Raw genomic sequence first — 6,000 nt, forward strand, 5'->3', positions numbered from 1 at the left:
TTTCCATAATATTTTTTAAAACTTAGTATCACTTCCAAAGTTTAGATACTTTTTAGTAACTATAAAATGCTAGAAAGTATACTCCTTATTAAAAAGAGTTTTGGACTAGTTTTGTGCAATTTTATTACCCATATCCGTAATAAGAGAGGCTAAATTAATTGCCTTTAATGATTGTAGAAATTGGTTGTGAATATCATTAGACACATAACCAGCTAGCAAAATATGCTCAGCCATGTCATATTGCTTAATCAAGAGAATCTTATCATGTTTTTCATTAAATAAAATCGCACTAATTGCTGTATTAAAGACTGGAAAACGAAAACTCGCACATTGTGAACAATAAGGAATATCTCCCTCATCTTTTAAAAATTTTTTCTCCAAAGGATGCCCACATTCGGGACAACAAGTCATTGTTTTGTCAAATATAGAAACCTCTTTTTTAAAGTTCTTAAAAGTAATTTTACCAGTAAAATCGAGACCACGCAAGACATTGAAATAAATCAAGACTTTTTTTTAAAATTTATCTTATGATATACTAAACTTATCAGCTATTGGTTCTGAAAAAGTGTCTGCCACAGTTTTACTACAAATTCTCATGACTTGTGCCAAGATTTATAAAAAACGGATAGCTATAATAGCTCTTAGAGCAAAAACATGACATATAGGAGGTTAAAGACATGTCATACTTTTATCTTTTTATCGCCATTGTAGGAGAGATATTGGGAACTAACCTTTTGAAATTATCAGACGGTTTTACAAAGCCTATTCCAACCGTTTCTGCCCTACTTAGCTATGGCGTTTGTTTCTATTTCCTCTCACTAGCAATGCAAAAAATTCCTTTAGGAATAGCTTATGCAACATGGTCAGCTGTCGGTTTAGTTTTGACAGCCTCTATCGCAGTAATGATTTTCAAAGAAACACTAAATGTTTATAGCATTATCGGTTTAATTTTGATTATCATTGGTGTTGTCATGGTTAACTTATTAGGAAATGCAGGACATTAATAAAACCGGCTCTATACTATTTGTAGTGGGTAAATCCCCTATGGATATTATGGAGCCTATTTTGTTGTAGAAAAAAAGTTCCATAAGAACTATAATGAAAAGCTAGAATTCTGTCAATATTTTGGACACATTTTGGGAGGGAATTTTGAAGACTAGCGTCCTCCTAATTTTCCCAATAAGTTTTAACTTCTTCAAAAATCTTATTCAAAAGTTCTGCATCTTTTTCTGACAACTGATTTTTTTCTATAACTCTATCTTTTAGTTCTGTTGCCTTTATTTTATTTCTTGCCACCGAAACTGCTATTGAATGTTTCAAAATATCAAACTCATCCTTTGAAAAGTTTGCAATATTGGTAAGATCTAATTGTTCTAGAGGTAAACTACTGATAATTGAATAAGGTTTTTGTCCCAGCAAATAATCTGTAGTAGTCCCAAAGATATTTGCTAATTTCACAACGAATTCTAATCCTGGTTCTAACGTTCCATTCTCCCACCGAGAATATGTCCCTTGTTGAACTCCAATTAATTCCGATATTTGTACTTGAGTTAACTTTTTTGATTTTCTGAGAGTTTTTAACCTCTCTGAAAATTTATAATCCTCTGTATACATAATTCTCCTATAGATATTCTTATTCGTATATTTTAGCTTGACAAAATATTCTAAACGGTATAAAATAGAATTATTCCATAAGGAATATTTATTTTGAGATTGAATATTCCATTGAGAATATTATAGCATAAAAGGAGGTAAAAGCGTATGTAACTAGTAGTCGATTTAAAAAATTTTAATAAAGGAGGTAGGATTCGACAAAATAAAAAATCTTGAAACAAATGTGCCGTTCGTTCCAAGATCAAAACATATTATGTAACAATTATACCACAGAAAACTCTTCAGTTGCACAAGAAAATTTCGGAGGTTTCACAAAAAGATGACCAATAAAGAGTTAGTCAATCAAATTTCTGGCCTAAACTCTACCTCTACTCTTAAAAATTGGATTCAACTGATTAAAGAGATAAGTGGCAAGGAATTTAAGAAAATTAAAGTTCCTATCAGTAGAAATCCCAGAACTCATCAATTAAGTTATACAGTTGCCTATGATTTTACAGACGAAGACCTTAGACAATTTCAAAAGTTAGCTAAACTAAAACTTGAAATAGGTCTAAAAGAGGCTATACAAGCCGTATTTGGGAGTCTAGCAGACAATGAACATGAATCCCTAAACCAAGTAATAGATGAGCTCTACGATGAACTGAGCGCCTTAAAACAGGAATTTAAGCGAGAAATGCGACTGATAAAAATTGAGAATTCCAACCTAAAAAAGAAAATCCAAGATATTGAAGAGTCGATGCAAACCGGCTTACTAGGGTTTGTTAACAAGAGGTCAAAAAATAGGTTCGGCTAATAGCGAGTTTTCGGCTGAGCCATGAGGCAGAAAGCCGAAAATGAGCGTAGATGCGGACGGACCATTTTTGACCGATAGGGTGTGTAGTAACACCACCCTCTGCAAGTTAGGTGTACCATCGAAAGAATTCAGTATTACCAAGGGTTTTGGAGATTTCAAGGGTGGCAAAATTAGGCAAAAAGTTGAATCAAAATCTATGGCAAAAAAGGAGCATTTACGTTCTGTATTTGACTGGATTCAAATTCAGTTTGATAAGACTGAATTTTCGCCAAAAGAAATAATCGAAGATATCCTATTTCTTGACTTTGACCTATTTATTGAGAATAAGGGGAGCCTTAAATACTATAACTATGATAGCCAGCTTCATTATGGGAATATCCGTATCTACTATGGATCGAAAGAGTCGTCCTACATGCTTGTCATGTCAGGACAGGCACTAGAGTTCTATAGAGATAAGGTATTAGATCCAAATAGTCTGTCCGAAAGACAGTTTCTGGACAACCTCTACTACAATTACAATCAATTTTCAGTAAGACGAATTGATATTGCAATAGATGATTTTAATGAAACACCCTATTTCACTCCTAATCAGCTTCTAAAGATTTGTCAGAAGAAACGCTTTATATATGGAAAAAGCACCTACTACAATACCTACGGAGATGAAACAATCGGTCAGACCTTATATTTGAGAAAACCCAATGATGATGAAAGACTTAGAATTTACGATAAACGCTTAGAACGAGCTGAGAAGCTCGGTATCAGCAAGCGGTATATAGAAAATTGGATAAGAACTGAGTTAGAACTTAGGAAAGAAAAAGCTCACTACTTCATTCAAGAATGGTTGCATTCAGAAATAGATCTTCTCAACTTTACCAAGGGATATCTCAAAGAAAAAGTGAGATTCTATAGTGATAGTCATTTCTCAAAACCTTTGAGATCTTGGGAAAAGTTTTTAGGTCACTCAAAACCTGTCTCTATCATTATTTCAAAACCAAAAACAGAACTGGAACAAAAATTAGAATGGTTTACCTATAAAGGTTCAGGAGCTATTCTGAAAGCGTATAAATTTCTATACGACAATAATTTACTGCATGAGTATGAGAAATCTAACTATCTCGCACTCAACAATATGGAATATCCACCAGATTTAGCAAGTGGATTAATAGAAAGGGCAATACTCTTTAAAAGAGAGGATTTGATCCCTACAATCAAAGAAAATATCAAAAGGAGAAATTAACTATGGCAAAAATGCTCTCACAAAATGACTGGAATTTTAATAACATTGGAACAAAATTTGAATTGGATGAAGTCATTCCAAAATTTGAAACGGAAGTCCGTGCAGATGCAAACGGAGAAATTATCAAAAACCGAGATGGTAGCGAAAGACGTTTTAATACCGATAAAATCATTGGTTGGAAATACAATGTAACAATCAAGGATGGACAATTCAAAAAGAAATCAACCCAAGTCTCTGTAGACAATCCAGAAGCTTTAGTTGATAATGACTATATCCAAGCAATGGATGAAGTACCAGTTACATTTGACAATTTACAAGCTACTATGATTAGTTCGACAATGTATTACAAGGCGGATGCTATCCATTTAGTAGATGTAAAACAAAAATAAGTATCAGACAAGGGGAGTTAATCCTCCCCTTACTTAATCTAATTAGAAAAGGAGATCACATGATTAAAACTGTAACAAAAGATGACCTTATCGAACTTGGATTTGCTCCAGGAACTGCAAGAAAGATTATCCATACTGGCAAATTACTATTAGTAAATCGTGGTTTTAACATCTACGATAACAAACGGATTGGTACAATTCCAGCCAGTGTCGCTGAAGAACTACTAGGAATTGAACTCCAGAAAGAAGCATAATGAATGACTATTCGTAAAACTAAAAGTGGTAAATGGACCGTTGATGTTTCTAATGGTTTCCACCCAGTCACACAAAAAAGAATACGTATCATTCGAAAAGGATTAAAATCTAAAAAGGAAGCACTAGAACTAGAACAACATATTCGAGTTGTAGAATTAAAGGAAAAACAATTTGACTTTGTAGTAACAACAGATATGTTATTCCAGTTGCTTGAAGAAGACGATTTGAAAAATGGCAGAAAAATAAGCTATACAAGTACACAAAGAAACAATTATGAGCGTCATATTAAACCATATTTTAAAAATACAAATTTAAATAAATTAACGTATGACCATATATTCGAATTTCGTGAATACCTAAAAACAAAACCTAAAAAACAAAATGAAAATGAAACTTTAAGTTTTAATACAATTAATAAAGTTCTAATTCTACTTAAAAAAATTTTTGACACTGGTATAAGAAAATCCCTTATTGATAAAAATCCTGTTGAGAATCTGAGAAAATTACCAATTAGGAAGCCTAATATCAAATTTTGGAGTATAGAAGAATTCACGAGATTTAGAGAACTTATTCAAGATGATGAAATAAGCTATGACCTGTTTTTCGTAATTGCTTTCTTTACTGGGATGAGAATGGGAGAAATACTCGCATTGAACTGGAATGATATAAATCTTTTAACAAATACAATTTTCGTTACCAAAACGGTATACTTTGTAAATAATACAAGCTACATTAATACAACAAAAACACGTTCAGGAACTAGAAATATTACAATCAATCAGAAATTAGCAGAAATGTTAAAAGATTGGAAAGAAAAACAAAAAGAAAAACTTAAGGAATTTACCAAAAATACTGACGAACTACAAATAATACAGAGTACACCAATAACTATTACAAAAAATATGATTGATAAGAAGTTTAAGCAAATACTAGAAAGGGATAAAGATTTAAAGAGAATAAGAATTCATGATTTAAGACACTCTCATGCATCATTACTTATAAATCAAGGGGAAGATTATCTTGTTGTTAAAGAAAGATTAGGACACGCATCTATTACGACAACAATTGATACTTATTCCCATTTGTACCCTAGCAAACAGAAAACATTAGCTAATAAACTTGATGATTTATTTTAAAATGGAAAAAATTGGTAACTCGACTTACAACAAAGAAAAAAAGACAAGGTCCGAAAACCTTGTCTTTAATACTATACCGGCGGCCGGGGTCGAACCGGCACGTCCTTGCGGACACTGGATTTTGAGTCCAGCGCGTCTGCCAATTCCGCCACGCCGGCAAAGTATAACTGGGGTAGCTGGATTCGAACCAACGCATGAGGGAGTCAAAGTCCCTTGCCTTACCGCTTGGCTATACCCCAAATATATAGGCGAATGAGGGGAATCGAACCCCCGAATGTCAGAGCCACAATCTGATGTGTTAACCACTTCACCACATTCGCCACTTTACTAACACGGGCAGTAGGAATTGAACCCACACTGAAGGTTTTGGAGACCTTAGTTCTACCTTTAAACTATGCCCGTAACTATGGAAGGGGAGGGATTCGAACCCCCGAACCCGAAGGAGCGGATTTACAGTCCGCCGCGTTTAGCCTCTTCGCTACCCTTCCAAAATATAAACAAATGGCGCGAGACGGAATCGAACCGCCGACACATGGAGCTTCAATCCATTGCTCTACCAACTGAGCTACCGAGCCA

8 protein-coding genes and 6 tRNA genes are annotated in these 6,000 nt (G+C 33.9%); 6 read left to right on the top strand and 8 right to left on the bottom strand.

Features of this window, described 5'->3' with window-relative positions; translation table 11 throughout:
* Positions 1–105: 105 nt before the first annotated feature.
* Positions 106–504 (bottom strand): hypothetical protein, encoded by a 399-nt coding sequence (locus tag H7U02_RS09660; protein ID WP_009732039.1) that lies wholly within the window; start codon positions 502–504, stop codon positions 106–108.
* A gap of 173 nt (positions 505–677) precedes the next feature.
* Here H7U02_RS09660 and H7U02_RS09665 point away from each other — a divergent pair, with 173 nt between their 5' ends.
* Positions 678–1,004: a DMT family transporter gene (locus H7U02_RS09665; protein WP_009732038.1), complete on the top strand. Its 327-nt coding sequence runs from the start codon at positions 678–680 to the stop codon at positions 1,002–1,004.
* A gap of 163 nt (positions 1,005–1,167) precedes the next feature.
* Here H7U02_RS09665 and H7U02_RS09670 read toward each other — a convergent pair whose 3' ends face one another.
* Positions 1,168–1,614, bottom strand: coding sequence for a helix-turn-helix transcriptional regulator (locus tag H7U02_RS09670; RefSeq protein WP_000287814.1), 447 nt, complete (start codon positions 1,612–1,614; stop codon positions 1,168–1,170).
* A gap of 319 nt (positions 1,615–1,933) precedes the next feature.
* Here H7U02_RS09670 and H7U02_RS09675 point away from each other — a divergent pair, with 319 nt between their 5' ends.
* Genes H7U02_RS09675 through H7U02_RS09695 form a run of 5 tightly spaced genes read left to right on the top strand, consistent with a single transcriptional unit; the run spans position 1,934 to position 5,424 of the window.
* Positions 1,934–2,407 (top strand): hypothetical protein, encoded by a 474-nt coding sequence (locus H7U02_RS09675; RefSeq protein WP_000182279.1) that lies wholly within the window; start codon positions 1,934–1,936, stop codon positions 2,405–2,407.
* A 40-nt stretch (positions 2,408–2,447) separates the two neighbouring features.
* Positions 2,448–3,644 (top strand): replication initiation factor domain-containing protein, encoded by a 1,197-nt coding sequence (locus tag H7U02_RS09680; protein WP_118172280.1) that lies wholly within the window; start codon positions 2,448–2,450, stop codon positions 3,642–3,644.
* A 2-nt stretch (positions 3,645–3,646) separates the two neighbouring features.
* Positions 3,647–4,033: a hypothetical protein gene (locus tag H7U02_RS09685; protein ID WP_006595173.1), complete on the top strand. Its 387-nt coding sequence runs from the start codon at positions 3,647–3,649 to the stop codon at positions 4,031–4,033.
* A gap of 59 nt (positions 4,034–4,092) precedes the next feature.
* The gene (locus tag H7U02_RS09690) at positions 4,093–4,287 is read left to right on the top strand and encodes a DUF3173 domain-containing protein (RefSeq protein ID WP_000598356.1); all 195 of its coding nucleotides are present in this window, start codon (positions 4,093–4,095) and stop codon (positions 4,285–4,287) included.
* 3 nt (positions 4,288–4,290) lie between these two features.
* The gene (locus H7U02_RS09695) at positions 4,291–5,424 is read left to right on the top strand and encodes a tyrosine-type recombinase/integrase (protein ID WP_118172281.1); all 1,134 of its coding nucleotides are present in this window, start codon (positions 4,291–4,293) and stop codon (positions 5,422–5,424) included.
* 74 nt (positions 5,425–5,498) lie between these two features.
* On the opposite strand, the gene H7U02_RS09700 is transcribed toward H7U02_RS09695, so the two are convergent.
* From H7U02_RS09700 to H7U02_RS09725, 6 genes are all read right to left on the bottom strand, one after another.
* Positions 5,499–5,582: transfer RNA gene (locus H7U02_RS09700), tRNA-Leu, on the bottom strand.
* Positions 5,583–5,591: 9 nt separating this feature from the next.
* Positions 5,592–5,663, bottom strand: a tRNA-Gln gene (locus H7U02_RS09705).
* Between the two features lie 8 nt (positions 5,664–5,671).
* Positions 5,672–5,744, bottom strand: a tRNA-His gene (locus H7U02_RS09710).
* A gap of 11 nt (positions 5,745–5,755) precedes the next feature.
* Positions 5,756–5,826 (bottom strand) — tRNA-Trp (locus H7U02_RS09715).
* A 5-nt stretch (positions 5,827–5,831) separates the two neighbouring features.
* Positions 5,832–5,912, bottom strand: a tRNA-Tyr gene (locus tag H7U02_RS09720).
* A gap of 14 nt (positions 5,913–5,926) precedes the next feature.
* Positions 5,927–5,999 (bottom strand) — tRNA-Phe (locus H7U02_RS09725).
* Position 6,000 lies beyond the last annotated feature (1 nt).

The organism is Streptococcus sp. 3.1, assembly GCF_016648915.1.
GTDB lineage: Bacteria > Bacillota > Bacilli > Lactobacillales > Streptococcaceae > Streptococcus > Streptococcus salivarius_E.

Excerpts from the sequence above, each read along its gene's own strand:
- H7U02_RS09675 (WP_000182279.1), top strand. The coding sequence starts at position 1,934 with ATGACCAATAAAGAGTTAGTCAATCAAATTTCTGGCCTAAACTCTACC.
- H7U02_RS09665 (WP_009732038.1), top strand. The coding sequence starts at position 678 with ATGTCATACTTTTATCTTTTTATCGCCATTGTAGGAGAGATATTGGGA.
- H7U02_RS09690 (WP_000598356.1), top strand. The coding sequence starts at position 4,093 with ATGATTAAAACTGTAACAAAAGATGACCTTATCGAACTTGGATTTGCT.
- H7U02_RS09695 (WP_118172281.1), top strand. The coding sequence starts at position 4,291 with ATGACTATTCGTAAAACTAAAAGTGGTAAATGGACCGTTGATGTTTCT.
- H7U02_RS09680 (WP_118172280.1), top strand. The coding sequence starts at position 2,448 with ATGAGCGTAGATGCGGACGGACCATTTTTGACCGATAGGGTGTGTAGT.
- H7U02_RS09670 (WP_000287814.1), bottom strand. The coding sequence starts at position 1,614 with ATGTATACAGAGGATTATAAATTTTCAGAGAGGTTAAAAACTCTCAGA.
- H7U02_RS09685 (WP_006595173.1), top strand. The coding sequence starts at position 3,647 with ATGGCAAAAATGCTCTCACAAAATGACTGGAATTTTAATAACATTGGA.